Origin of the sequence: Maribacter spongiicola, from assembly GCF_004364165.1 — a bacterium.
Classification (GTDB): domain Bacteria; phylum Bacteroidota; class Bacteroidia; order Flavobacteriales; family Flavobacteriaceae; genus Maribacter; species Maribacter spongiicola.
In genome coordinates this window covers 65,777-89,255 of sequence record NZ_SOAY01000012.1, presented here as the reverse complement: position 1 = coordinate 89,255, position 23,479 = coordinate 65,777, and the positions used below count along the sequence as shown (strand labels likewise).

Sequence of the window (23,479 nt, the reverse complement as noted above, 5' to 3'; positions counted from 1 at the left end):
ACTATCAAGTAAGACAAAAACTAGATCGGTTTGGCATACAATCAGAGCAAAGAAAAAGTATTTATTAAGTAGTATTGCGACAAAAGCTTATTGTAAATATTTATAAACAGTAACTGCTTTTTACTTTTGCATTCTCTTACATTGCGCTTATATGGAACAATTAGTTGGTTCTATCTAGAAATATTGATAATAGAAGTCTATAATCAGTGCTATATTTCACAGTAATCTATTATGGCATATTTTATTATTTTTGCATGTGATTTATGCGCATGGATATTTTAAAAAGAAATAACGTAAAGGTTTTTGGTAATGGTACCCGAGTAATCATGTTTGCTCATGGTTTTGGCTGTGATCAGAATATGTGGCGTTTTATCTCACCGGCCTTTGTGGACGATTATAAAATAGTCCAATTTGATTATGTGGGTTGTGGTAAGTCAGACACCAGCGCATATAACGAAGGTAAATATGGTTCTTTATATGGGTATGCTCAAGATGTTTTAGATATATGTGATGTATTAAATCTGCAGAATGTCATTTTTATTGGTCACTCTGTAAGCTCTATGATTGGGGTGTTGGCAAGTTTACAGGCTCCTAAAGTATTTAAGAACTTAATACTGGTATCTCCTTCCTCGAAATATATTAATGATACAGATTATGTTGGTGGCTTCTCGAAAGAGGATTTAGAAGGTTTGCTAGATGTGATGGATAATAATTATACCGGATGGGCAAAATTTCTAGCACCAATGGTTATGAAGAATGCTGAGAGGCCTGAACTAACCGAAGAGTTAGAAAATAGTTTTTGCGCGGCTGACCCTGCAATAAATAGAAATTTCGCAAGGGTGACATTTTTTTCTGATAATCGTGATGATATCGTAAGAGTGAAGTTGCCGACCTTAATTCTGCAATGTGCTGAAGATGATATTGCACCAGATACTGTTGGCGAATTTATTCATAAGAAAATTAGTGGAAGTACAATTGTAAGGATGAAGGCAACCGGACATTGTCCGCATATGAGCCATCCCGAGGAAACCATTGCGGCTATTAAAAAATTCTTAGCTGAAGCCGGATAATTTTAAAAACATGAACGAAACTTCTGAAAATGAATGGATGAGGATATATAATAACTCTCCAGGATTTAATTTTACATTATCAGATAGTGAAGAACTACTTTTATCGAATAATAATTTCAAAGATTCTTTAGGGTTTAATAATTCGCAGCAGGTGAAAATCAATGATATTCTTGATTCTGGGAGTATGATTTATTTTCGAGTACATCTAAAACCATTAATAGAATTACAAGAAAAAGCGAATGAGATATTTTTGTCATTTAAAACAAAAGAGGGTAAATCTTTACCTGTAGTTTTAGACGCAGTTCGGGTTTGTGAAAATGATATTGTCAAAATTCATTTTGTAGGAGTAGGCATACCGAATAGAAATGAATACGAATCAGAAATTATTCAATCAAGAGATAAGGCACTAAAAGAGCTGTTAGAAAATACTGAAAGTGTAAAGTTAAAAAAGGCTCTTAATGCGAGCGATGAATTAATTGAACGTCAGCTTCAGCAAATTGTAGAATTCAAAGAGCAGCATAAACAAATGGCCAAGGTACTTTCGCACGATTTACAAGAACCTCTAAGAAAAATTGGACTATTTGGTAGCTTAATGCAAAATTTAGATGCAGAAGTTAAATTAAACCTCTCTAAAATTTTAAAATCTTCAGAACGGCTCCGAAATCTTTTAATTAGTATTCAACGGTTACATGCCATTGATAGCGAAAATTTCAAAATCTCGAATGTTGATTTAAATTTTTTAATTGAAAACGTTAGAAAAAAGTTTTTGATATCGAATAATCAAATGATTACTCTAGAAGGAGAATTTTTTAATTTTCCTGCAGATGCTATCTATCTAGAAAGTTTGTTGATTGAATTGGTAGACAACTCGCTGAAATTTCAAAGACCTGATGTACCATTGAAGATTTCGGTGACCACAGATTATTTTATGCAAAATATTTTTAGCGAAACAGAAGATAAATTTGAATACGGAAAATTTGTTCGTATTGTCTATGCCGATAACGGTATTGGTTTTGATAAAAAATATGCAGATAAGGTTTTTAATTTATTCGAAAAACTTCATTTGAACGATGGTCTGGGTATTGGTCTTACGTACGCCAAAAGAATAATGACGTTACATAAGGGAAGTATATCAATAGCATCAAAAAGAAATATTGGTACAGAAATTACGCTGTTATTACCTAATTTTTAAATTTCAAAATAGCTTTATACCCGCAGTTTCCAAAGGCTTAATTTTCCAAGGATTTCGCTGCGTGTAAGCTGAAATTATTTTTGCGGTATGGTATGAATGCTTTTTTGGGTCGAGCATATCTTTTAAATCTTCAAGACTAGAAACCGATTGAGAATTATCGAGGAAACCAAAGCCTTGATAAACGCCATGAAGAACTAAAACAAAACCTCGTTCTTCTTTTGTTCTTCCTTTTTCAAAAATTGCATAATTGTCATTTTCATTGTTGAGGAAGTCTAAAGCATTTTCAACTTTCTCATTATATAATCCTATGGCTTCTTCTCCTGTGCATATGCCATCACATTCATTATATTCACCATGGGTACATCTTCCTAATTTGCTTTTTAATCCTGTTTGTAACGGACATAATCTAAACTTTTTAGTTAGTTCCAATAAGCGTTTAATGGCATCACCTCGCTTTAAGAATATTTCGGTGGGGGAGTGCTCAAAAGGTCTTCTTTCAATTTTTAATTGCAGAATACCCTTTCTGTTCTTCTGGGGTACAATATGGTAGGTGACATAACTTTTCTTCTGGATATAATTAAACGGTGGGTCTAATTTATCAATCAGGTCCGCCTCTCGTAACAAGGCAATGAGTTCGCTGCCGGTAGTTTCAAAATCTATATGGTAAGTAGCATCGCAAAGTGTTATTTCTTTCTCGCTCGAGTTATAGAAATGGCTCAGTACCCTTTTTTTAATATCCTTTGCCTTGCCTACGTAAACCACTTCACCTCTTTGATCCTGAAACTTATAAATGCCTGGGGAGTTGGGCAAAGAGTTTAGTTCTTGATAAGCTATATTTTTAGGAGCGATATTTTCTTTCTCAGCTTTAGGCTCTAAGAATTTAGAGATGACCATTTCGTCATTATCAAGCAAAATCAATCTTTGAAATAGTATGGCAACCGCAGCATTGTCATCATCTAAATCATTTGATGCTGTGTACGGAATATTCAGAACACTACTCAAATAAGGTAATTCATAACTGGTCATATTTGGTATCAGCTTCTTCGCCAATCTAACGGTACATAGCTGGGGAGTTTTAAAGGAATACCCCAAATATTTAAATTCAGATTGTAAGGCATAATGTAGAAATGACGCGTTATGACCCACCAATATGTGGTCATCAAGTTCTCTTAAAATGGTATCGGCAACCTCTGAGAACGTAGGTGCATTCAACAGCAAGGTATCGGTCAATCCTGTTTTTTGTTGAATGTAATTCGGTATACGTTCTTCGGGATTAATGTTCGTTTGAAATATAGGTTCGTAATATTCACCTTTAAGTTTACTTATAATCAGCTGAACTATTCTTAAAGGATTCGGTTTGTAACCAAAAGTGGTCATCGAAATAATGGCAAATTTTCTTTCTGGCATATCTGATGTTTAGCTAAAATCCATCCCTGAAGATAAGTCCATATTGTTCGGTTCTGCAGCATCTTTCACAGGCTTAAAATCGTAACCAATGGTTTCTTGTTTTACCAATCCGTCAGGTATAGCCGTTAAAAAATAGGTTTCTGCATCATCTGCTTTCTGCCTCGAATTTGTGGGGATAGATTTACCATGAATTGCCGATATAGAAGCGGTATTTCTGGTAATTATCAATCTATTCTTAGCACGCGTTAATGCCACATACAGCACCCTGCGATCTTCCTCAATGGCATCTAAATCATCTAAAGACCAAGCGGAAGGAAATGCCTTTGGCGATACGTTTAAGACAATACAAACATCGGCTTCTAATCCTTTAGCGGAGTGAATGGTCGATATAACGACATGATCTTTTTCTTCGTCGGTCTCTAATTTCGATTCGCTTAGCACAGGTGCACCGTTCATTTTTTCAGCATTATCTAAAAGTCCCTCGCCAATAAATTCACCTAGGCTCGAATAACTATTTGCCAAAAGTTTTAATACCGGAAAATCACCCTTTCGCTTTTCGATCCAATCTTTCCGATATCTAAAAGCCAGCCCTAATGACATAGCCTCATAGGCGATGTCTACCATTTTACCGACTTTACCTTTTTCCTTCTGAACGGCATTATAAAGCTCTGAAATTTTGATTCCGTCTGTTCCAGGTATGGCACCTTGTAATAGGGTAGGGATGTCGGTTTTACCTTCATCTGCAATAATAACGGCCATAATTCTAGAAGCTCTTACTTCACCGATTCCTTCCCAAAAAGTCAAGAATCTCACCCAAGCAATTTCATCATATGGGTTGTTGACTATTCGCAATAAAGAAACCAAATCTTTAATATGTGCAGCTTGTAAAAATTTACGTCCGCCATAGGTGACATAGGGTATTTTTCTTCTTATAAATACCGCCTGTAAAGTTTTTGTATAATACTGAGAACGCGATAGAATTAAGTGATCGGCAAATTTACGGTCCTCATCGGTATAATTTTTTAAAATCTCATCGGCTACCCAATTTGCCTCTTGCCATTCATCACTTACGTTCAACAATATTGGTATTTCTCCGCTTCCCCGTACAGACTGCAATTGTTTCTTATAATCTATAGGCGATTTGTCGAGCAACCAATTCGAAATATCTAATATCTCTTGTGTAGAGCGGTAATTTTTTTCAAGTTTATAAACCTCAGAATTGGGTACACGTTCTTTAAATTGATGCACATTTCTAAAATCTGCCCCTCTAAAAGAATAGATTGATTGTGCATCATCGCCAACACAGAACAAACTACAGATATCTATGAATGGCGAAAGCAGTTCCCACTGCAAAGGGTTGGTGTCTTGCATTTCATCAACAAGAAGATAATCAAGATCCTGAGATAATAACTTTCTAGCTTCTGGGTTAGATTTGAGTTGAGTGGATACTACTAACAGCAGATCATCATAATCCAAATAACGCTGCTCCATCTTTTTCTTTTGATATGCCCTAAGTAATATTTCTACATTAGGCTTCATGGCGGTTATTTCATACTCCGTATCCTTATCTTCTTTGCCCTTATAAATTAGGGTGCGTATAGATTCGGTCAAATTCTTTTTAGTGTTCCTGGCATAAGAATAGACATCTAATAGCTGCTGTGGTTTTATACGAAGTTTACCATAAACATCGCTATGGCTACCAGAAACCATTTTCATTAAACCTAATTGATCATCTGGGTCTATTACCGTAAAATTGGCTGCACCGAACAGATTTGGGTACTTAATAATTAGCTGATTACACCACGAGTGAAAAGTAGCGCCGTTAAGCGTACGCCCGCTAGATTGTGGTAAGCTAGCTTTTACACGCTCAACATTTTCATTGGCAGCTTTCTTGGTAAAGGTGAGTATTTGAATTTTTGACGGGTTAGCACCATTTTCAATTAAATAGGCAGCCCTGGCAATTATCGTACGTGTTTTTCCTGTACCCGCACCGGCAAGTACTAAAAGATGTTTGCCCGAAAATTCGACAGCTTTTAACTGTTGTATGTTAAGTTCTTCTTTTAAATGCATTTACACTATTCTAGAAAATTTGTAGACCGAGCATAAATGTCAATCCATATAAAATTAATTCTGAGTATTTATAGCAAGCGAAGTAGCTATAAATACCAAATGGTCAGATGAAACTGTAAGGGTGGTTGATTGTCGGCTACAAAATTAATCAAATAACTTCGATTATAGAATAGTGTCACTATTCAAAAAGCCATGGTACTTATGCTCTATGAAAATGTAAATTATAAAAGTATTTTTTAATTAAGTGAATAATGCTTTTGATGAATACGAATTGCAAAATTCTTACTTAAGCCGGAATATAAATATGAAAAACAGCACCTTCATTTACGGTACTTTTTGCCATAATATGACCTTTATGATTTTCAATTATTTTTTTTACGATTGCAAGTCCAATACCTGTACCTGTGTATTCATCGTTACTATGTAACCGTTGAAATACCTCAAATATTTTTTCGCTGAATTCTTGTTCGAATCCAATACCATTATCGGCAAAGCGAATGTGACAATACTTCTTTTTATTATCTAAGGTTTCGATATCTAGATCTTTACCTTTTACGTGCTCACAATCAATTTCAATTACTAACGGTTGCTCTTCGCGAGCAAATTTAATGGAGTTACTTATTAGATTATGTATAATTTGTTTAAACTGTATGGGTATAATTTTAACCTCGCATTGAATATTCAAATTGAAAGTAACGTCGTTATTTTTCAAATCTTCACTTAACGTTTCTTGTACGTCTTCAATTACTTCGTTTAGGTTTAAAATTTCGAAGGTGATATCTTCAATTTTAGTTCTAGAATACGCAAGTAGATCTTGAATTAAGGTTTGCATTCTAAATGCAGCTTTCTGCATTCTTGTAAAATCATGCTTTGCCCTATCTGATAAACTTTCGAATTCTGTTTCTAGAATACGAGAGGCAAATATTTGAATTTTACGTAACGGTTCTTGCAAATCATGACTAGAGATATATACAAAAGACTGTAACTCTTTGTTCATTTTTTCGAGGTCTACATTCTTGTGCTGTAGCTCGTTGGTTCGTGTTTGAACCATCTTCTCTAATTCATTTGTGAACATTTTTTGTTCTTGAATATCGGTACTGGTGCCTACCCACATTTTTATAGTGCCATCACTATCTTTTTGAGGGATAGCGCGACTTAATTGCCATCGGTATTCTCCTATTGCATTTCTAAAGCGATGTTCAAGTAAGAAGTCGGTTCCTGTGCTTACAGCTTCTGTCCAGAGTCTAATGTTTTCTTCTCGATCATCAGTATGTACAATTTGAATCCATCCTTCTTTATACACTTGTTCAGGTGTTAATCCTGAGTAGTCAAAAACCGATTTATTGAAATAATTTAAGTTTCCTTCGGCATCAGATGTCCAAACAAATTGGGGCATAGAGTCTGCCAGTAATCTAAACTTTTCTTCTCGCTCTAATAGCTGTTGTTGAAAATTACGTTCTTCTGTAATATCGCGTACAGTGCCCAACAATCTTATCGGGTTTTTGTTTTCATCGTAGAATATTTTGCCTTTTGCATCGATCCAATGTATCGATTGGTCTTTCCATATTACACGAGATTGGTATCGTAATGTTCCATCTTTAAAAGCGGTTTCAAAAGCTTTTTTTCTTAGGTTAAGATCATCTGGGTGAATATTATTCACCATTACCTCATGCGTTAAATTTGTTTCGGTATCAAAACCTAAAATTTCATAACACCTTTTAGAAGCTATAATGTCGTCAGTTTTTAAATCGACATCAAAGACCCCTAATTCACTTGCTTCAATAATTAGACCCAGTTTTTCTTCACTTTCTTCAATAACATGTTTAGCCTTTACCATTGCGGTTACTTCGGTAGCAACGGCCATAATGCCCGTAATGTTATTATCCTCTTTTAACGGATGATAAACAAAATTAAAATATTTTGTTTCAGGGGTGCCTTGGGTGTTTAATACCACCGGAAATTCATAACCATGAAAAGCTTCGCCTGTTTTGTATACATCAGCGATTATAGGTTCAATAACAGTTTTGACCTCGGGCAAGCTATCAAAAATTGGTTTTCCAATGAATTCTTCATCTATTTTTTCTATAATATCTAAATAACTTTTGTTGGCTATTTCTACTATATGGTCAGGTCCTCTAAAAATGGTAATGCCTAATGGCGCTTGCATAACCGTATTTCTAAATCTCTTTTCGCTTTCTTCGACCTTAATTTTAGCTTCGTGTAATTCAGTAACTTCTGCAGCAGTGTTCATTACCCCATAAACCTTACCAGATTCATCGAATAAGGGAGTAAAGCTGTAATTGAAAAAGAAAGATTTTAATATACCATCTATTCTTAATTCAACTCTTTGATTCTTAGCATTAAAGGGAGTGCCTGTGTGAAATACTCCACGAACTTGTTTAAATATTTGTTGATTTTCTAATTCTGGTAAGATATCTGAATATAGTTTACCAACTACATCATTCCCTTTTCCCCAAGCATCCATAATGGACTGATTTGCCAATGAGATGAGCATTTCGTCTCCTACATATACGGCAATAGGGAAAGGAGCACTTTCGACCAAGGCTCGTATATTTTGTTCACTTTCCCTAATCTTATTATTTAAAAGTGCTTGCGTGGTTACCTCTGTAGCAATAATACCAAGTCCATTAATCTTTTCTTCTGAATCTCTCTGCGGATAAACTATAAAGTTGTAATATTTCGTTTTAGCTTCACCGTCTTGTACGATATATAGAGGAGTTTCTAATGCGGTAAAAGGATTGCCGGTATCATAAACCTCTTTAAATATTTTATCATAACCCTGCTCAATCAATTCTGGCAATAATTCGAAATATGGTTTGCCAATTACATCTTCACCTTTTCCCCAATACTCAATAATGGTATTATTGGCAATGGTAATCACTAAATCTTCACCAGATAAGATAGCAATAGAGGATGGTGATGATTGTATTAGATTGTGATAACGGGTTTCGCTTTCTTCAACCTTCTTTCTTGCCAATACTCGCGTAGTTACATCTTCTAATGTACCGTTTAAGCGATAGGCAATAGAGTCGTCATTGAACCAGGCTCTGCCTTTAGCATGTAAAATAATTTCTTTTTTGTTGATCAGGTTATTAATTCTGAATTCAATATCATAACTGCCGCCCGAAGAATAATCTAATGCTATTTGAATTTCAGAGGCAACCCGTTCTCTATCTTTTTCATTAATGGCATTAAGCGCATCTGTTAATTCAAGCTCGTTCTTATGAGGTAGCCCAAACCAATCTTTTAATCTATCGTTAGCGGTAAAAATATTGGTTTGCGGATTATAGTCCCACGTGCCCAATTCAGCTGCAGCAATGGCAAATTGTAATTGATTTTTGCTTTCTTGTAATTCTGATTCAAAAGTTTTTTTATCGGTAAAACCTTTTTCTTGCACTATAATTAAGACACCCCCAATTTCACCTGTGTCTAATCGAATTGGGCTATAAGTGAACTCGAATTGATACTTGTATGTTTTATTATTTCTATTAAGAGGTAACGAAACTAATTGACGATCGGTAGCATTACCATTCATTACACTTTTTAGGGCGGCATCTATATTTTGCCAATCTTTGGCAAATTTCAATTTCATTCCATTCCCTAAAGTATTATGGTTTCTGCTCAAGCCTAAGGCTGAGCAAAAGCTATCGTTACATATTTCGATAGATTCCTTTCCCCACGCAATACACATACTATATGGGGTATTGAGTACTGTACTAACATTGGTTTTTAATGTTTGCGACCAATTTTTTAATTCACCTAATGGGGTTTCGTTCCAATTGTACGATTCTATGAGTTTCCCCATTTCTCCGCCTCCTTGTAAAAAAATAAATGAAGAGTCGTCAGCGTGCATAAGTAAGTTTAAGGTTTGATGACAAAATTAGCCCTAGAAATTGATGTTTTCTTTTCTTCGCTTAATAAAAGTATAGCTTGTTCAATAACTTGTTTTAAACATTTATATGAGCTGGGTTTTTGAATGTAATAATGAGCACCCAAATCATAAAGTTCGTCGACAACATTTGTATTATAAGATGTAGAATAAATTACAGTTGAAATGCTGGGTAATGACTTGGATGATTTCATTTCTTTAATACATTCTAATCCAGTTTTTCTTGGCATATTCAAATCAAGAAATAATATATCTGGATCGCTACCTTTTTCAGAAGATAAAAATTCTAGAAGCTCAATTCCATTATGCAGAATTGTAAGGTCAGAAGATAATTCTAACTCCTCTAATGCCTCTTTAAATATATCACAATCGTCTTTGTCATCATCAACTAATAAAATGTGTAGTTTATTCTCGTAGCCCATAATAGAAAGTATTACATATATTATTACTGCTGATTTCTGACAGTTTAAGATTTTAAAAATAACTTATTTTTTCTTTTTTAGCCCTATAATGCAACTTATTAAAAAGTCTGCTACAAAGAGCGGTATTCCTGTTATTTACAGTTATTGGCTAAGCTTGAACCATTAATTAAGTGTGGTGTCTAATTTATTTAAAGTCAAAGCCATATCAAAATCTGACGCAGATAAACCATTAAATAAATCGCCTATTTTTTCTAATCTTTTGATGTACCCTTTCATAAGAAATTTTCGAGGATTAAGGTCGCCATCTAATTCATCCCAATGTACGGGCGCTGAAACCGGTGCTTTCATAATCGGTCTAACCGAGTGTACCGATGCAATGGTATGCCCTCTTCGATTCTGTAAATAGTCTAGATAAATTTTTCCTTTTCTTTTGCTAATGGTGCGTTCTAAGGTTGTAAGTTCAGGCAAACGTTCTTCTACCAAATGGCATAGCAGTTTAATGAAATTTCTAACTTCTTCATAGGTGTATGTACGCCCCATAGGTAGATATATGTGAATACCCTTAGAACCAGATACCTTACAAAAGCTATCAATGTTTAGGTCGATCAAAATTTGATGGAATACCTTCGCTACCAGAATTACCTTTTCAAAATTCATGTTATTCGGAGGGTCTAAATCGATAATTCCGTAATCGGGATAATCTAAACTTAACTTTCTTGAGCTCCAAGGATTGATTTCGATACAACCCAAATTTGCCATGTATATTAATGAAGCGGTATTTTGACACAGTAAATAGTTGATTTCGCGTTCAGAAGATTTTGAGTAAATAGAAATCGTTTCAAACCAATCGGGTAGATATTCATTATCCTTTTGATAAAAACTTTCTTGATCAATACCGTTAGGATGTCGATGTAAATTTTGTGGTCTATCTATTAAATGAGGTAATATGTATTCGGAAACGTTCAGGTAATAATCAATTAAATCATACTTGGTAAGGTTTGATTCTGACCAATAAATTTTATCTAAATTACTAATGGGTACTGTTAAGCCATCGATAGTAATAATATCTTTTGAAGGAGATATTTTTTTCTTTTGAACCACCAGAGTATTTGGATCAGAATTTAATTCAGGGATTTCACTTTTTATCCGTTTCAAAACAGGATTTCTAAGTAAATCGTTTTTTGTGCGTTCTGAAAAGGTGACCTCACATTCTAATATGGGTTGTGTCCAATGCGCTTTTCTTCCTTTTAATGGTATTTTTTTATCGAATACACTGGTACTGACCTCATAATTAGAGAGCAGCATTTGAAGTTCTCTGCGACTTTTATCTGTAAAGCCCGAGCCGCAATTACCAATATATTTTAATGTATTGTTTTCGTACTGTCCAAGAATTAACGAACCAACTAATTCAGGACTATTTGTAGATTCGGTATAACCGCAAATAATGGCATCTGTACTTTGAGTAGTCTTTACTTTTAACCATTTTTCTGTTCTTGATCCTACAACATAATTAGAACTTTTTTCTTTGGCCATAACACCCTCCATACCTACTTCTATTGCTTTTTCATATAAAGCAGTTCCCATACCTTCAACATGATCGCAATATTGAACAATGTTTAAATGACCAATGACATCTTGAATAAGACTTTTTCTTTCAATTAACTTTAGGTCAAGCATACTATGACCGTTTAGAAATAACATGTCAAAAACATAGTAACGCAATTCGCCCTTGCTATTGGGGTAATTTTGTAGTTCTGCAAATTTTGAAACACCGCTCTTGTCTACAAGAACCACTTCGCCATCTAAGATGACATCATGTTCTATAGTAGAGAGTTCATCATATAATTGTGAAAATTTTGAATTGTAATTAATACCGTTTCTAGATTGTAATAAAACTTTAGTATTGGTTATGTGCGAGATAACTCTATAACCGTCCCATTTAAGTTCATATATATAGTTGGGATCATTAAATATCTCTTTAGAAGTAGATGCCAACATAGGCTGAATTATTGAACCTGGTTTTAACTGGGTTTTAAATTTTTTTGTTTTAGTTTCAGATAACGGTACCAATGTTTCTGCATCGTAAAAAGTAGAAATAGCGAAGTTATCTTTCTTTTTCAGTAACAGCCATTGCTCTGTATCGTTTTTAGCTGAGGTACGAACAAGGGCAAAACGACCGACAATTTTTTTGCCGTAAAATTTCAATTTAATATTACCGATTGCCAGTTGTTCCGATAGCGGTTTATCTGTTTCTGTAATGTCTAATTCAAAAGTACCCGTATCCCAAATAATCATGTTCCCTGCGCCATAGTTACCCTTAGGTATAGTGCCGTAAAAAGTTAAATATTCTAACGGGTGATCTTCGGTTCTAACTGCCAAACGTTTGTCGTTTGGGTTCATAGAAGGTCCTTTCGGTATTGCCCAACTTTTTAGCGTACCATTTATTTCTAACCGCAAATCATAATGCAATCTACTTGCGGCATGGCGTTGTATAACGAAACGTTGATTTTGAGAAATAGGCTGTAGCACCCCTTTAGGCTCTGGGGTATTCTTAAAATCTCTTTTCTCGTAATACTTTTTTAAACTCACGTTTTAAGATGCTTTTTTCTCTCTTTTTTCTAGACTTGCTTTTAGTTGCGCCATTAAATCTTTTGCAGGTGTAGGTTTAGAATCAAATTTTTCTGGCTTTGTAACTTTGCCAGTAGCCTTAGATTCTATGATTTTTAAAAGTTGTTGGTTATAGATATCCTTGAATTTGGCGAAATTGAACTTCTCGGTGTATTGATCAATTAGAGAAATGGCCATATCCATTTCTTTTTTTACAATTTTTGTATTCGGTAGTTCAAGTTCTTTCGTGCTTCTAATTTCGTCATCAAAACGTATAACATGTAATACCAGCGCATCTTTATAAATACCGATGAGCGATAAGTGTTCTTTTTGCCGCATAACAAATGTAGCTACCCCTAACTTTTCAGTTTTCTTTAAGGCGTTGCGTAGTAATGAATATGACTTTTCTCCACCTTTTTGAGGTTTAATGAAATATGGTTTTTTAAAAAGAACATCAGACACTTCATCTTCGGCTATAAACTGCTCAATATCGATGGTTTTACTTTTCTTCATATTGGCATTTTCAAAATCTTCTTTTTCCAATACAATGTACTCATCGTCTTTTTTATAGCCTTTTACAATATCTTTCCATTCTACTTCTTTGCCTGTTTCTTCATTCACGCGTTTGTAACGTATGCGTGCGCCATCATGGCTGTCTAACATATCTAAATCAAGCTTTCTATCCTCAGAACCTGAAAATAGTTTTATGGGTATAGATACTAATCCGAAGCTTATAGAGCCGTTCCAAATTGATCGCATAGATTTTAAATTAAGGTTACTTGTGTATGATATATTCTTAGTCTTATGTAAGCACAGAATTTAGCATGGCTCAATTTATGAAAGCGTTTTTAAGCTTGATAACTCTAACTAGTTAATAATTAACCTGATTAAATAACCGCCTTCACCTTCTCAAAAGCGCTAAAAATTTTACTTCTTATCATTAATCATGATATATATTTTATGTCAATGAAGTTTGAAGTTCTGTAATACCTTTCAAAGTCTGTTATTTAGATTTGGTTGACCATCTTGCCTTGAGGCGGATTTATTTTTTCTGCTTCATTGTTAATAATATTTTCGAAAATGATTTACTTTATTTGGAATATATCCTGAAATTTGGACAATGTCCAAAACAGTATTTAGAAATTACGATGTCACTTCCATAAAAGCTCTTCTAAAGGAGATAGGGAAGGAGCGCTATGAATGCGCATTAAAGGATAATGGGCTGTTCGAAAATAAACCAATATCAATGGATGGTTTTTTTGTGGAGTATGAGACCGATACCCATGATGTTAATCTATATTATAAATACCCGTCTCGGGTAGTGTGTTATATAATGCCGGTACTGGGCTTTTGGAATGTTCCGAATGATTTTTGGGTAAGGGAACGAAAATAAATTATGTTTTAAGTTATGACTGTAGAAGACAAGCATTTAATTAAAAAATCTGATAATAACCATAGGGTCAAAAGTCCGACGCAGACGGGTTTTTCGAGTCCGGCAACACATTATAGTGAACCTCGAATCGATTTGAACGAAGCATTGGTATCTAATTCATCTTCGACATTTTTCATAAGAGTGGCAGACGATGAATTTAAGGAGTTCGGTGCTTTTACAAATGATGTTTTAATAGTCGACAAATCGTTGACTCCGAAATTAAATCAACTTGTATTGGCTGCCGTAGACGATAGTTTTAAAATCGTTCGAATAGATAAGACCTATACCTCTGAATTGAATATTTGGGGAACGATAACCTATATAATAAAGTCGGTATTATGATAGCATTAGTAGATTGTAATAGTTTTTATGCTTCATGCGAACAAGTATTTAGACCAGACTTGATCAATAGACCTGTAGTTGTTTTAAGTAATAATGACGGATGTATTATTGCTGCAAATAAAGAAGCAAAGGCGTTGACCGAAATCCCCATGTTTCAGCCCATATTTAAGATCAAGAAATTGCTAGACGAGAATGATGTTACTTATTTTTCATCGAATTATACACTGTACAGCGATATGTCAAGAAGGGTGATGGATACTTTAATGACATTTTCACCAAGAGTAGAAGAATATAGTATTGACGAAAGTTGGGTAGATTTAGGATGCATTAAGGTCGATGATTACAATGCAATGGCCCATAGAATAAAAGATACCGTTCATAAGAATACAGGTATACCCGTTGGGGTTGGTATTGCCAAGACAAAATCGTTATCGAAATTGGCTAATAAATTCGCTAAGAAAATTATAAGAAACAATAACGTTTATGTGGTAGATAGTGAACGGAAAAGACAACATTTATTACGTAACCTTGACGTGAAGGATATCTGGGGAATAGGGAAGAAGCATGCTATTCGTCTTCAAAACAATGGCATACATACAGCATTAGATTTTGCTAATATGCCCGTTGCATGGGTAAGAAAAGAAATGACCGTTATCGGTGAGCGTTTATGGCGAGAATTGAATAATGTACCTTGCTTACAATTGGAGACCGAAGCAAATGCAAAAAAGGGTATAGGAACAGCGAAATCATTCGGATTCAAGCTCTCCGACTACTCCCTTATCGAGGAAGCTTGTAGTTATTATGTAGCCGAAGTGGCAGATTTATTACGTCAGCAACATAGTCTAGCTGCACAACTAGAAATCTCATTACAGACCAATCAACATAGTGCAATAGATATGCAGTATAGAAATAGTATTAGTATAAATCTAGATACACCGACCGATAGCACTATTAAGCTAACAAAAGAAGCTTTGAAAGGTTTACGGCAGATATTTAAACCAGGGTATCGCTATAAAAAAGTGGGTGTAAATTTAACTCAGTTAGTGCACCGAAACGAGGTGCAGACAAACATGTTCGATGATCCGCATAAGAGTGAGAGCGATGTTATTACCAATCTTATCGATAATCTAAACGGTAAGTATGGTAAGAACAAAATCAAGGTCGCTACAGTAGGCAATCGCAGTGAAGAGTGGGCTTTAATTAAAGAGCATCGCAGCCCAAGATTTACCACGCAATGGGGGGAGTTAATGACTATTGGGAAAACATAATCCCATTAAATTTTGATGAAGTGAATTAAAAGGATCAGCTTTTTCAGTAACTTAATGTCTATTAAAATATACCTGCAAGAATAAATGTTCCAACTCACCTACCAATCTAAGATAGCACCAGAATTAACTATTGATGAAATTGAGAATATTCTCATTGATGCACGTAAAAAGAATCATGCTCGAGAAATAACAGGATGCCTTGTGTATTTCGAAGAAAGTATTGTACAAATTTTGGAAGGAGAGGAGGAAGAGGTGATGGCATTGTTTAGTAAAATTAAAAGTGATAGTAGACATCATACCCTAGATTTATTGTGGGAAGGACCATCAAAACAAAGATATTTTCCGAAATGGGATATGGCGCTATATGCACCTGTTGATGATTCTCAATATTATGATTCAAAAGATGCTTTTGTAACGAATATGACCTTGCATGCCGATCTCTCTAAAAAAAACGACTTCTGCATTATTATCTTTTTGGTCGGCAGTTAGGGCGAATTTGAATGGATGAAATCTGGGAAATTGTATATTATATGTTATGATTTTATTTAAAGCCGAACAAAATACAGGTTAGTGAATTTAAAAAAAAGCCTCTGAATATTCAGAGGCTTTGACTTAGTAGCGGGGACTGGACTCGAACCAGCGACCTTCGGGTTATGAGCCTAACGGTATTTGGTTTTATATGGTTCAATATGACATTAAATAGCTAAATAACAGTATTTTATGATTTATATAAAAACAAATAAAAGTATGTAAAACCGCAAAATGTTTTAGGTATGTTTTAGGTGGATTTTTCATTATTTCCTATCTTTATATAACAAAATCAGTTTGTTATGGCATCAATAAAGATAATACTTTGGAAGCACGACCAAAAAAAAGACGGCACTTTTCCGTTAGCTATTCGCATAACTCAAAACAGAAAAACCCGATATGTCTTTACTGGTAAATACATTCGTGAAAACGAATGGAACGAAACTCTAAGTAAGGTTAAAAAATCACATCCTAATTCTGTGCGCCTTAATAATTACCTACTAAAGAAGCTGACTGAAGCGGATAGTATTGCGCTTGATGCAGATGCATCCAAGGAAAATATCACAAGTAAGGATATAAAAAAGAAGGTTCAGCGAAAGGGCAAGAGCGTTTCATTTTTTCAGTTTGGAGCGCAAAGGGTCAAACAGAAATTTCAATCTGGAACGTATTCGGTGGCTAAACCTGAATTATCTATTTTGTTCAATATCCGTGAATTTTTAAACTGGAATAAGTTTGAAGAACGACAAATTATCATAGATAGGATTAAACAGAGGAGAAAAGAGCGCATAGGCAAATCAAGGAAGCAGGACTATTCGTTTTTAAGCGAAGTTAAAAAGGAATTTGAACAAGATGCAACACTCTATTTTGAGGATATTAACCAAGCTTTTTTGAGCAATTATAAAATTTTCTGTATTTCATATTTGGAACAAAAAACAAGAACAGTAACCAATCAATTAATTTTCATTAGAACGCTTTTTAATGCAGCGATAAAGGAAGGTATTGTTGATTCAAAACATTATCCATTTGCAGGAGAAAAGGAGCGCATACGGGTAAAGTCAGGACATAAAATAGGATTGACAAGGGAAGAAATCGCCAATATTGAAAATGCAGATTTAAAAGAAGGGGAAACGATTTGGCACACTAGAAATATTTGGTTATTTGCATACTACTTTGCAGGAATACGAGTATCTGATGTTTTAGAAATGAAATGGTCCGACTTTATGGATGGACGATTGTTTTATACAATGAACAAGAACGAGAAACCCGTTAGCTTAAAAGTACCTGATAAAGCAAAAGCTATTCTTGAATTTTATAAAAAGGATATGCAGAGTAATTCCGATTACGTTTTCCCTTATTTGAAAAAAGCAGACTTTAACAGTAAACGAGATATTTTCGTTAAAAGTCGTAATGCATCGACTTTGCTAAATAAGTATTTAAAGCGCATAGCAACAATTTGTAAAATTGATAAAAACCTATCAAATCACATTGCAAGACATTCCTTTGGAAACATTGCAGGAGATTCAATATCACCGTTAATGCTGCAAAAATTGTATCGTCATAGCGACCTGAAAACAACCATCAACTATCAGGCAAATTTTATTCATAAAGATGCAGATGATGCCCTTGATACAGTATTAAATTCTTAAAAAGAATGATTTTATATAGGGATTAAAATGATAGTTAGAAACATTTAAAATCAGGACATTAGACGCTAATTTTCAGTAGTTTATTTTATATTTGACTTATAAAAATTAACTAATTATGAGAAATATTTTTACAGCCTTTTTGCTAATAAGTTTTATGTCCCTTCAAACGATGGAAGCGCAACGTGGAACACAATCAAGAAAACCTGTATCGACATCTATCAGAGAGAATTTTACTGCTTTATCACAAGAACATATAGAAAAAACCATTAATTTGTTAGGTATAAATCTAGGACAATCATTAGCTGATGCAAAGAAAACAATAGAGAATAATGGTGGAGAAATTATTTGGTTAGCAAGTCCAGACCCTAACTATGTTCGTTCTACTAAAGAACTTCAAAGAGACACCAGCTTAGATTATTTTGAATATGCTGTACATTCTATTAAGAATCCAAATAATAAAAACGTTCGACATACTCCAAGCAGTCGAGAGGACATTGTCTTTAAAATAACTGTTTATCCAAAATCCGCAGGAAATTTAAAAGACCCCAATAATTTAATAATATATAAAGCAGATACTTATCTAGGTTTTCAGCCAACATATCATCAAGTAACTTACAACAATATTAAAAATATAGAATATACATATGCCGATTTTCACGCAGTAATGAAAAAAAATAATTATAAGTTATATCAGCATCAAAATGCACGTTTATCCTATAGAAAAAATGGAGAAAAAAGCTTGGATATTGGCAATTTGAAGGCTGCTCGTGGAACTTGGAAAGGAGATAATATTAAAACTGCACCAAGTTATAATTTAACTTCAATTAGTGCTTTTTTCCCTACACACAAAAGTGTGCAGCCTAATATAAATGGGGGAGAACCAATTATTGTTTATAAACCTTTAAGCCAAATGATTGATGAGTATCAAGGTTCGGGAGCATTTCAAACCTATTTGGATTATGGCAATTCTGTTATTGTGGATTTAATTCAAATAGAATCAAAAATAGACCCAAGTATATATCTTCTAAATAATCTCAACATGTATTACCGAAATGCAAGCTTAATGGAAGATGCTTACAATGGTTTTTATAATGCGCTTTTTAAGGATTAGGGTGCTAATAAGTAGTATTAATTATGGAAGTAATATGTTTAGAAACCAAAGCTTTTTATGACCTTGTTGATAAGGTTGTTAAGCGCATGAAAGGAATTGAAAGTAACGAAAAACAAGATAAATGGGTATCTGAACAAGAAGCCATGCGTTTACTTCGAGTAACATCTAAAACAACCATTTCCAAATTGAGAAATAACGGGGATATACGCTTTAGCCAACCTCGCAAAAAAATCATTTTATATGATACCGAAAGTATCAACGAATATTTAGAGAAACACGCAAAAGACACATTTTAAAATGGAAGAAACAATTGAGCCATCCGCAGATTTTTTAAAGGGTTTTAATCATGGCTATGAAATTAGTAGGCATACCCCTGAAATGAAAGAGACAGTTCTAAGTGCAGAGAATTTGCCCGAAGATTACCGAATGGGGTTTGAGGGCGGCGAGCTGCAATATGAGAAGGATAGAATTAGAGAAGAATTTGAACAAGTTGAACAAGAAAACGATTTAGATGAAAGTGAAGATATGGGTATGGAATACTAAGTCTTTTGTTTGATAAAAAAATTGAGAATGGAAATAGATGAACAAATGCAGTTACGTTCATTGCTTGTTGATATGGTAGGACAATGGGCGATTAAATATCCTAATCCCGTTATCAAAAATCATTCGTATCTCAATGAAGATACAAGCCAGTTCTACACAAGCGAAGCAGAATTAAAGGTTTTTAAAATTGACCCTAAGCAACTGCATAGATTGCACGTAGCGTATAACACCTATCTTGGATTAATAGGCGTTACAGACAATAAAGCATTTTCAAATGAATTATATTCTCTCATTATTATGGCTCGTTCGCTTTGTCCAACGCTTAAATATTATGGTCAGGAATTTCCATTTACGACAGGAAGTGACGACCCGCAAACATTTACTTGGTATTGTAAAGAGTTCTTTGATTTGCCCTTCCGTTCCAGTTCTGCATTCTGGCAAAAACAGAATTTCAATAGCTCTTACCTGATTAATTATGAGGACGAGCAGCATATAGAAATTTTACCGCCTTTACGCCAAGACGAACACCGAACAATAGAACGCCCAATTTTTAGCGATTGGGATAAAGACCCATTTTAAAATCACCCTTTTTCTTTTTTTAGACAGCACATTTTTAATAAAAGTTTTGCCCGATAGGGCAATCCTTACGGGATGCCTGTGGATGAATATTTGTTATAAAATTGCTTAGGTTTAAGGAAAAACGTAAATTAGTAAAAGTGCAGCTTAGCAAGATGGGGAAATGTAGCTACAAATTCGTAATTTTTGCTACTAATATTTCCCAATCTTGGCAAGGGGAGTAATCCCCGTTGCATCCCCTAAAAGGATAGCCGAAAGGCTTTAAAAAAAAGTAAAGAAATGCCAAAGCCCAAAGCGAAAAAAAAGATTGTTTTCGATGCACATTTGCCACGTACCCGATGCACAAAATCGGAACGTGCTGCTATTGATACAAGGGCAGCGCAAGCGGGTTTTACACTTTCGGAATATATGCGCCGAGTGGGTACAAAGGGGAAAATCGTCGTTAAAGAAAGTAAAGCTGATACGGGTATGGTTCGCCAACTTTTGGGCATCGGAAACAACTTGAATCAGTATGTAAAGCGTACTCATATTGGAGGGCTAACCGCCCAAGAACATGATTTGCTTTTCGGAACTATCGAAAAATTAGAAACCGTTCTCAATAGATTGTTACATGATACCGAGGGTCAATAGTCAGGGATATAGCTTTAAAGGCGTTACGGATTATCTTATGCACGATAAGAAAGCCGAAACGGACGAGCGTGTGGCTTGGACGGAAACGGGCAATATGTACACCAATGATATTTTTAAGGCTGCCAAGGTAATGGCTTGGACGGACATGAACTCGCAACAGCTTAAAATTGAGAACGGGAGCAGCACAGCAGGGCGCAAAACAGAAACAGGAAGTGTTTACCATTATTCCCTTTCATGGGCGCATAGGGAAACCCCGAATGAGGAACACCAAAGGGAAATGGCTTTGGCAACCTTGGGGCATTTAGGTTTATCTAATAATGAATATTATTTAGTAGCGCATAATGATACCGACCATGCCCATGTTCATATTGTCGCTAATTTGACCAACCCCGAAACGGGCAAGCGAACGCATATTGGACTGGATAGAAAAGCATTGCAAGCGTGGGCATTGGAATACGAAAAAGAACACGGCATACATTGCGAAAATCGAGTTTTGAACGCTCAATTACGTGAGAAGGACGGCGCACGATATTACACCGAAACCCAAAAGGCGAGACATGGGATTCAGGTTACACGAGCTTATAATGCTTCGGACGATGGAAAGAGTTTTAAGAATGCATTGGAACAGGAAGGTTTACAGCTTGCCCGTGGTCGTCGTTTTCTTTTAGCCGTAGATGACAAGGGGAATATGGTCAATATTGCCAAGGTTATAGATGGTCATTCCACTAGGGATATGAAGAAAAAATTTGAAGACATTGACCGTGATGCTTTGCCAAATGTGGACGACCTTTCCGAGAGGATTAAAAAAGAGAACGAACCTTTTGACCGCGATGCAGCCGAAGCGGAACAGCAACGAAAACTAGAAGATGCCGCCAATGTTTCTGGTAGACAAAAAGCCGAAAAACAGGAAGCACTTGAAGCGAAGCGCAAACGTATTGCCAAACAAGAAAAATCAAAAAGTTTTGATGATTACTTTGGAAAGCGCATCAATAAAGCGAAGGAACGCCACGACATCGAAGGAAGCCGAGAACGGTTAAAAGATGCCAAGGAGGAATATGCGAAGGTTCACGGTGTAGGTTCTCGATTGTTCAAACGTGAACAATTTGAGGAAGCCTACGACAATCTGCAAAACCGAGAAAAGCAACTAGACGAGCAAATGCGCCGTTTTAAAATTGATATTGAAGCCATTTATAAAGGGCGAGAATGGCAAATAAAAAAGGAACTTGAAAAACAAGGCTTTGCCGAAATAGAAACCTTGGAAGGTAAGACCGACCAGAGCAAAGAAACTATCGAAGCAGCGCAGCAAAAAATGGAAGATGAAGGCGAGATTATCAAAGAAGCCGAAGCAAGCCCCGAAGCAGCAGCACGCTTAGGAAATAGCGTAACTGGTAAAACGCCTAGACAGCGTAAAAAAGTTGGTAGAATTAAGCGCATAGCAGAAGATTTTAAAGCCAACGAAAAAGCATTGGAGCAACAAGCCGAGCAGGAGCGCATTGCTAAAGAATTTGAAGCCTTGGAAAAACAAAAGTTAGACGAGGAATTAGGAAAAGAAGGAAGTGAAATTCCTGAATTTAATAGTGCGGAAGAACGCCGTATATGGATGGAGTTTAAGGAAATCGAACAAGAAAACAGCAAAGATTTAGACCAAGACGAAGGCTTAGAGATTTAATACTAAAATATAAATTGTTTGAGTATTAATTAATCCATATCAAGTCCTGCATCCTTGGTATCGGTTTCCAAACCCAAAGCCTTACGTCTTTTAATCAATTGGTTAACTGTAGTGTGCGACCAATCGTAACCCCGAGCGGATTTAACACCCAATTTGTTAAATCTTTCGGCAATCGAACGCATTGTTGTATGCCCTTCATCACGCACTTTATTCAAGTGTTCACCCATTGTTTGAGCAAAGATATCAGCATTGCTTTTGCTTTCTTTTCCTAAAGCCGTATTCCTTGAATTTCGTATGGCTTCGGAATGCACATATTCAAAACTTTCGCCTAGCGTATCAATCAATTTTTCAAATTTTGAGTTGTCATTGCTCAAAAAAGCAGCAGCATACTTATTTTGTTCGATTGCTTGCCTGAAAGTAAGTTTTGAACTTAGCATTGTATCAAGGAAATCCTTAGAACCTATTACGTCCGTTAGGGTGTCTATATTTTGTTCATAATCCGACAATGATTTAGACCTTTCCTCTAAATGTTCCAAAAACATATCTCTTACAGGGGTTTCACCTGATTCTTTGGGGCTAACCTTTTCTTTAGGTTTTCCCTTTGGTTGCGCTACCCACTTTCTAGTTGATTTTCCAGAAAACTTAAAGGCTTCTTCATCCATTGGTTACTGATTTATAGCAAATATATGTAAATAACACAAAAGATTACTTACATTTGTAAGTAACTTATTGGTTTAATTACATTAAAATGATAAAGCTAAAAGGATTTTTTAATCAAAAAAGTAACATTATGGGATTATTTTCTAAAGAAAGCAGCAGCGAAAAGCAAATCGAACATTACAACGAATTACTAGACCACACACGGGAGCAGTACCAAGCCCTAGAGAACATTCAGGGCAGCCCCGAAGCCGAAGCACAACGAAATCAGTTGTTCGAACAGATTAAGCAAATAGAAATTACCATTGCTGAAATACAGCATCAAGACATAAGAGAAAAAGAACAAGACCAAGGCGAAGGATTGGACTTGTTTGAGGATTAATCCATTCTAACTAAAAT

General features: G+C 35.2%; 21 protein-coding genes. 14 read left to right on the top strand and 7 right to left on the bottom strand.

The features are described from left to right. Nucleotides 1-269: 269 nt before the first annotated feature. The gene (locus CLV90_RS13630; RefSeq protein WP_133688066.1) at nucleotides 270-1,070 is read left to right on the top strand and encodes an alpha/beta fold hydrolase; all 801 of its coding nucleotides are present in this window, start codon (nucleotides 270-272) and stop codon (nucleotides 1,068-1,070) included. A 10-nt stretch (nucleotides 1,071-1,080) separates the two neighbouring features. Continuing rightward, on the top strand, nucleotides 1,081-2,262 hold the full coding sequence (locus tag CLV90_RS13625; RefSeq protein WP_133688065.1) for a sensor histidine kinase: 1,182 nt from the start codon (nucleotides 1,081-1,083) through the stop codon (nucleotides 2,260-2,262). A 3-nt stretch (nucleotides 2,263-2,265) separates the two neighbouring features. On the opposite strand, the gene CLV90_RS13620 is transcribed toward CLV90_RS13625, so the two are convergent. From CLV90_RS13620 to ku, 6 genes are all read right to left on the bottom strand, one after another. Then, entirely contained in the window at nucleotides 2,266-3,669 is a 1,404-nt protein-coding gene (locus tag CLV90_RS13620) for an exonuclease domain-containing protein (protein WP_133688064.1), read from the bottom strand. 9 nt (nucleotides 3,670-3,678) lie between these two features. Then, nucleotides 3,679-5,739 carry an ATP-dependent helicase gene (locus CLV90_RS13615; RefSeq protein WP_133688063.1) on the bottom strand — a complete coding sequence of 687 codons (2,061 nt, stop codon included), beginning with the start codon at nucleotides 5,737-5,739 and terminating at the stop codon, nucleotides 3,679-3,681. Nucleotides 5,740-6,025: 286 nt separating this feature from the next. Continuing rightward, on the bottom strand, nucleotides 6,026-9,613 hold the full coding sequence (locus CLV90_RS13610; protein WP_133688062.1) for a PAS domain-containing sensor histidine kinase: 3,588 nt from the start codon (nucleotides 9,611-9,613) through the stop codon (nucleotides 6,026-6,028). Between the two features lie 8 nt (nucleotides 9,614-9,621). Continuing rightward, nucleotides 9,622-10,071 carry a response regulator gene (locus tag CLV90_RS13605; RefSeq protein ID WP_133688061.1) on the bottom strand — a complete coding sequence of 150 codons (450 nt, stop codon included), beginning with the start codon at nucleotides 10,069-10,071 and terminating at the stop codon, nucleotides 9,622-9,624. Between the two features lie 162 nt (nucleotides 10,072-10,233). Further along, complete coding sequence (ligD, locus tag CLV90_RS13600) at nucleotides 10,234-12,660, bottom strand: DNA ligase D (RefSeq protein WP_133688060.1); 2,427 nt, start codon at nucleotides 12,658-12,660, stop codon at nucleotides 10,234-10,236. A 3-nt stretch (nucleotides 12,661-12,663) separates the two neighbouring features. Then, nucleotides 12,664-13,437, bottom strand: a complete 774-nt coding sequence (gene ku, locus CLV90_RS13595) for a non-homologous end joining protein Ku (RefSeq protein ID WP_133688059.1) — start codon at nucleotides 13,435-13,437, stop codon at nucleotides 12,664-12,666. Nucleotides 13,438-13,798: 361 nt separating this feature from the next. Between ku and CLV90_RS13590 the strand changes: the two genes are divergently transcribed. The 11 genes from CLV90_RS13590 (at nucleotide 13,799) to CLV90_RS13540 (ending at nucleotide 22,423) form a co-directional block, all read left to right on the top strand. Then, nucleotides 13,799-14,071, top strand: a complete 273-nt coding sequence (locus CLV90_RS13590) for a hypothetical protein (RefSeq protein WP_133688058.1) — start codon at nucleotides 13,799-13,801, stop codon at nucleotides 14,069-14,071. A gap of 15 nt (nucleotides 14,072-14,086) precedes the next feature. Further along, entirely contained in the window at nucleotides 14,087-14,452 is a 366-nt protein-coding gene (locus tag CLV90_RS13585; protein ID WP_133688057.1) for a S24 family peptidase, read from the top strand. After that, nucleotides 14,449-15,720 carry a Y-family DNA polymerase gene (locus CLV90_RS13580; protein WP_133688056.1) on the top strand — a complete coding sequence of 424 codons (1,272 nt, stop codon included), beginning with the start codon at nucleotides 14,449-14,451 and terminating at the stop codon, nucleotides 15,718-15,720. Before CLV90_RS13585 ends, CLV90_RS13580 begins: the two co-directional genes overlap by 4 nt. Nucleotides 15,721-15,804: 84 nt before the next feature. After that, nucleotides 15,805-16,209, top strand: coding sequence for a BLUF domain-containing protein (locus tag CLV90_RS13575; RefSeq protein WP_133688055.1), 405 nt, complete (start codon nucleotides 15,805-15,807; stop codon nucleotides 16,207-16,209). Between the two features lie 341 nt (nucleotides 16,210-16,550). Continuing rightward, nucleotides 16,551-17,894, top strand: coding sequence for a tyrosine-type recombinase/integrase (locus CLV90_RS13570; RefSeq protein ID WP_133688054.1), 1,344 nt, complete (start codon nucleotides 16,551-16,553; stop codon nucleotides 17,892-17,894). A 115-nt stretch (nucleotides 17,895-18,009) separates the two neighbouring features. Then, on the top strand, nucleotides 18,010-19,005 hold the full coding sequence (locus tag CLV90_RS13565; protein ID WP_133688053.1) for a hypothetical protein: 996 nt from the start codon (nucleotides 18,010-18,012) through the stop codon (nucleotides 19,003-19,005). Between the two features lie 23 nt (nucleotides 19,006-19,028). Next, on the top strand, nucleotides 19,029-19,301 hold the full coding sequence (locus CLV90_RS13560; RefSeq protein ID WP_133688052.1) for a helix-turn-helix domain-containing protein: 273 nt from the start codon (nucleotides 19,029-19,031) through the stop codon (nucleotides 19,299-19,301). Nucleotide 19,302: 1 nt separating this feature from the next. Then, nucleotides 19,303-19,548 (top strand): hypothetical protein, encoded by a 246-nt coding sequence (locus CLV90_RS13555; RefSeq protein ID WP_133688051.1) that lies wholly within the window; start codon nucleotides 19,303-19,305, stop codon nucleotides 19,546-19,548. 27 nt (nucleotides 19,549-19,575) lie between these two features. Next, nucleotides 19,576-20,127, top strand: a complete 552-nt coding sequence (locus tag CLV90_RS13550) for a hypothetical protein (RefSeq protein ID WP_133688050.1) — start codon at nucleotides 19,576-19,578, stop codon at nucleotides 20,125-20,127. 276 nt (nucleotides 20,128-20,403) lie between these two features. Beyond that, nucleotides 20,404-20,754 (top strand): plasmid mobilization protein, encoded by a 351-nt coding sequence (locus tag CLV90_RS13545; RefSeq protein WP_133688049.1) that lies wholly within the window; start codon nucleotides 20,404-20,406, stop codon nucleotides 20,752-20,754. Nucleotides 20,755-20,791: 37 nt separating this feature from the next. After that, complete coding sequence (locus tag CLV90_RS13540) at nucleotides 20,792-22,423, top strand: relaxase/mobilization nuclease domain-containing protein (RefSeq protein WP_166638589.1); 1,632 nt, start codon at nucleotides 20,792-20,794, stop codon at nucleotides 22,421-22,423. A gap of 29 nt (nucleotides 22,424-22,452) precedes the next feature. Here CLV90_RS13540 and CLV90_RS13535 read toward each other — a convergent pair whose 3' ends face one another. Continuing rightward, nucleotides 22,453-23,085: a recombinase family protein gene (locus tag CLV90_RS13535; protein WP_133688047.1), complete on the bottom strand. Its 633-nt coding sequence runs from the start codon at nucleotides 23,083-23,085 to the stop codon at nucleotides 22,453-22,455. Between the two features lie 86 nt (nucleotides 23,086-23,171). On the opposite strand from CLV90_RS13535, the gene CLV90_RS13530 reads away from it, so the two are divergent. Next, nucleotides 23,172-23,462, top strand: a complete 291-nt coding sequence (locus CLV90_RS13530; protein WP_133688046.1) for a hypothetical protein — start codon at nucleotides 23,172-23,174, stop codon at nucleotides 23,460-23,462. The last annotated feature ends 17 nt before the right edge of the window (nucleotides 23,463-23,479 follow it).

Bases quoted from the DNA above. Each gene is read 5' to 3' on its own strand.
- CLV90_RS13630 (WP_133688066.1), top strand. From the start codon at position 270: ATGGATATTTTAAAAAGAAATAACGTAAAGGTTTTTGGTAATGGTACC.
- CLV90_RS13625 (WP_133688065.1), top strand. From the start codon at position 1,081: ATGAACGAAACTTCTGAAAATGAATGGATGAGGATATATAATAACTCT.
- CLV90_RS13620 (WP_133688064.1), bottom strand. From the start codon at position 3,669: ATGCCAGAAAGAAAATTTGCCATTATTTCGATGACCACTTTTGGTTAC.
- CLV90_RS13615 (WP_133688063.1), bottom strand. From the start codon at position 5,739: ATGCATTTAAAAGAAGAACTTAACATACAACAGTTAAAAGCTGTCGAA.
- CLV90_RS13610 (WP_133688062.1), bottom strand. From the start codon at position 9,613: ATGCACGCTGACGACTCTTCATTTATTTTTTTACAAGGAGGCGGAGAA.
- CLV90_RS13605 (WP_133688061.1), bottom strand. From the start codon at position 10,071: ATGGGCTACGAGAATAAACTACACATTTTATTAGTTGATGATGACAAA.
- ku (WP_133688059.1), bottom strand. From the start codon at position 13,437: ATGCGATCAATTTGGAACGGCTCTATAAGCTTCGGATTAGTATCTATA.
- CLV90_RS13590 (WP_133688058.1), top strand. From the start codon at position 13,799: ATGTCCAAAACAGTATTTAGAAATTACGATGTCACTTCCATAAAAGCT.
- CLV90_RS13585 (WP_133688057.1), top strand. From the start codon at position 14,087: ATGACTGTAGAAGACAAGCATTTAATTAAAAAATCTGATAATAACCAT.
- CLV90_RS13580 (WP_133688056.1), top strand. From the start codon at position 14,449: ATGATAGCATTAGTAGATTGTAATAGTTTTTATGCTTCATGCGAACAA.
- CLV90_RS13575 (WP_133688055.1), top strand. From the start codon at position 15,805: ATGTTCCAACTCACCTACCAATCTAAGATAGCACCAGAATTAACTATT.
- CLV90_RS13570 (WP_133688054.1), top strand. From the start codon at position 16,551: ATGGCATCAATAAAGATAATACTTTGGAAGCACGACCAAAAAAAAGAC.
- CLV90_RS13565 (WP_133688053.1), top strand. From the start codon at position 18,010: ATGAGAAATATTTTTACAGCCTTTTTGCTAATAAGTTTTATGTCCCTT.
- CLV90_RS13560 (WP_133688052.1), top strand. From the start codon at position 19,029: ATGGAAGTAATATGTTTAGAAACCAAAGCTTTTTATGACCTTGTTGAT.
- CLV90_RS13555 (WP_133688051.1), top strand. From the start codon at position 19,303: ATGGAAGAAACAATTGAGCCATCCGCAGATTTTTTAAAGGGTTTTAAT.
- CLV90_RS13550 (WP_133688050.1), top strand. From the start codon at position 19,576: ATGGAAATAGATGAACAAATGCAGTTACGTTCATTGCTTGTTGATATG.
- CLV90_RS13545 (WP_133688049.1), top strand. From the start codon at position 20,404: ATGCCAAAGCCCAAAGCGAAAAAAAAGATTGTTTTCGATGCACATTTG.
- CLV90_RS13540 (WP_166638589.1), top strand. From the start codon at position 20,792: ATGCACGATAAGAAAGCCGAAACGGACGAGCGTGTGGCTTGGACGGAA.
- CLV90_RS13535 (WP_133688047.1), bottom strand. From the start codon at position 23,085: ATGGATGAAGAAGCCTTTAAGTTTTCTGGAAAATCAACTAGAAAGTGG.
- CLV90_RS13530 (WP_133688046.1), top strand. From the start codon at position 23,172: ATGATAAAGCTAAAAGGATTTTTTAATCAAAAAAGTAACATTATGGGA.